This is a genomic window from Micromonospora sp. NPDC049799 (genome assembly GCF_040656655.1).
GTDB lineage: Bacteria > Actinomycetota > Actinomycetes > Mycobacteriales > Micromonosporaceae > Micromonospora.
This window is the reverse complement of sequence record NZ_JBFAMU010000667.1, coordinates 1-2276: the sequence shown is the minus strand read 5'-3', so window position 1 is coordinate 2276 and position 2276 is coordinate 1. Positions and strand designations below refer to the sequence as shown.

Below are 2276 nucleotides of genomic sequence, written 5' to 3'. Positions count from 1 at the left end.
CGGACTGGCCGGAGCCGCGCACGCCGCTGCCCGGAGGGCCGGCCTGCTCCCGGTCGAGCTGGACGAGGACGGGTACGGACGGCTGGTGCGGGTGCACGGTGACAACCTGTCCGCGCTGGCCGCCCACCGGCCCGCCCGGGGAGTGGCGCCGGCGCTGCTGGTCGTGGCCGACCGGGTGGCCCGCCCGGACCCGGTGCCCGCCTGGCGAGCGGTCTGCCCGGAGTTGACCGTGGAACGTTGGCCGGAGGACCACCATTCGATCGTGTCGGCCGCCTCCTCGGCCCGGTTGGCCGAGCGCATCGCCCGCTTCGCAGCCGACAGCGGGCTCGCCGAGCCGGACGCGCCGGCCGAGACGGTCGAGGCCGGGCCGGCGGGGACGGGGGCCACGGCGCGGGACGCACTCGTCGTACCGTCCTGAGCGGGCGATCCGTCGACGGGGCCGGATCCGGGTGTCCGGCCGGGTCGGAGGAGCCCTGCGGGCGGCGGGAGCGGTCAGGACCAGTCGAACGCCTGGGCGTCGGAGGAGAGGTAGCTGCCGTCGACCAGGTCCGCCCAGGTGGCGTAGCGGCGCAGGCCGTAGAGCAGGGGTCGTTGCGGACGCAGCCGGGTGACCGCCCGGACCCGGCCCATCACCACGGCGTGGTCGCCGACCACACTGTCGTCGGTCACCTCGCAGTCGGCGATGGTGTGCGCGGCGTCGAGCAGGTGCGGGCCGCCGGCCCCGGAGCCGACGGTCCAGCGCACCCGCTCGAAGCGGTCGACCGCTCCGGAGGCGAACAACTCGGCGAAGGCCCGAGCCTGGTCGTGCAGCAGGTTCACCGCGAAGGAGCGACTCGCCGCGATCGCCTCCAGGGTGGGGCTGCCGCAGCGGAGGCAGACCAGCAGGATCGGCGGGTCGAGGGAGACGCTGCACAGCGAGGTGCAGGTCATCCCCCGCGGCCGGCCGTCGGTGTGCAGCGCGGTGGTCACCGTGACGCCGGACGGAAAGCTGGCCATCAGGGGTCGCATGTCGACCGGCGGGGTGTCGGCCGGAACGAGCTGGTCCTTGGTGTTCATGGTGGGCTCCTCACGCCGGGGGTGACGCGGCTCCGGCGGCGACCACGCCGGGCGTGGGCCGGGGCCGGGAGGTGGATCGGGTCGCGGCGTGGACCTCCGCCACCAGTGCGGCGGTGAAGGACCCGAACGCGGCGCCGAGGAAGTGGAAGTGCCCGCCCGCGAAGAGCAGCCGCCGGAACGGTCCGGTGGTCTCCTCCGCCCAGGCCGCGATCGCCGCCGGTGGCGCCCAGTCGTCCTCGGCGCCGCCGAAGGCGGTCATCGGCACGGTCAGCGGCGGCCGGACGGGCGACGGGACGTACCCGGCCAGCGCGCCGAGGTCGGCGCGGACCAGCCGCAGCAGTTGGGCGCGGAACTCGGGCACCTCGTGGATCCGGTCCGGCATGCCGCCCAGCGCGAACAGGTGACGCAGCATCTCGTCGTCGGAGACGTCGTACGGCAGGGTGGCCTTCGGGCCCCGGTAACCGGCGGCCGGGCGGCCGGAGACGCCGAGCCAGACGGGTTCGACGCCGTACGCACCGAGCGCCCGGGTCGTCTCGGCCGCGACCACCGCGCCCAGGCTGTGCCCGAACAGGGCCAGCGGCGCGTCGGCCCAGTCGAGCAGGTCCTCGACCACCCGGGCGACGATGCCGGGGATGTCCCGCAGCGGTTCCTCGCGGTGCCGCCGGCCCCGGCCGGGCAGGTCGGGCAGGAGGAGGTCCCACTCCTGCGGGATGCCCCGGCTGAGCGGGAAGTAGGCGCTGCCGGAGCCGCCCGCATGGTGGAACGCGACCAGACGCAGGTCGGGGTCGGGTACCGGCCTCGGCCGGAGGAAGGCGCTCATCGGGTCACTCCCGTCCTCCGGCCGCGACCGGGCGGCCGGTGATGTGGTCGGCGATCGTCGCCAGCAGCGCCGCCAGCGGGCGGTCGATGGGCAGGTCCTCGGGGGTGAGCGCGATCTGGAACCGTTCCTCGATCCGGGTCATGAACAGGGTGGAGACGAAGGAGTCACCCCCGGTCTCCAGGAAGGACCGGCCCGGGTCCAGCTCCTCGTCGGCGTGCAGCACGTCGCGCAGCTCGGCCATCAGGTACGCCTCGATGCCGGCGCGGTCGGTGGGCAACGGCGCCACGTCCCCGCCGGCGGTCTCCGCCGACCCGCCGGCCGCGCCGACCGGCTCGTCGACCCAGAAGCGCCGGCGCCGGAAGGGGTAGGTGGGCAGGTTCGGCAGGAACCGGGCACCGGC

At 75.5% G+C, this 2276-nt stretch carries 4 protein-coding genes; 1 reads left to right on the top strand and 3 read right to left on the bottom strand.

What is annotated here, in order from left to right:
* On the top strand, window positions 1–418 hold a 418-nt coding region (locus AB0I76_RS27990), incomplete at its 5' end, for a hypothetical protein (RefSeq protein WP_357041559.1).
* A 74-nt stretch (window positions 419–492) separates the two neighbouring features.
* Here AB0I76_RS27990 and AB0I76_RS27985 read toward each other — a convergent pair.
* The 3 genes from AB0I76_RS27985 to AB0I76_RS27975 form a co-directional block, all read right to left on the bottom strand.
* The gene (locus AB0I76_RS27985) at window positions 493–1056 is read right to left on the bottom strand and encodes a flavin reductase family protein (RefSeq protein WP_357041556.1); all 564 of its coding nucleotides are present in this window, start codon (window positions 1054–1056) and stop codon (window positions 493–495) included.
* Window positions 1057–1066: 10 nt separating this feature from the next.
* The gene (locus AB0I76_RS27980) at window positions 1067–1876 is read right to left on the bottom strand and encodes an alpha/beta fold hydrolase (protein ID WP_357041553.1); all 810 of its coding nucleotides are present in this window, start codon (window positions 1874–1876) and stop codon (window positions 1067–1069) included.
* 4 nt (window positions 1877–1880) lie between these two features.
* Window positions 1881–2276, bottom strand: a 396-nt coding sequence (locus AB0I76_RS27975; RefSeq protein ID WP_357041550.1) for an acyl carrier protein, incomplete at its 5' end; no start/stop codon positions are given.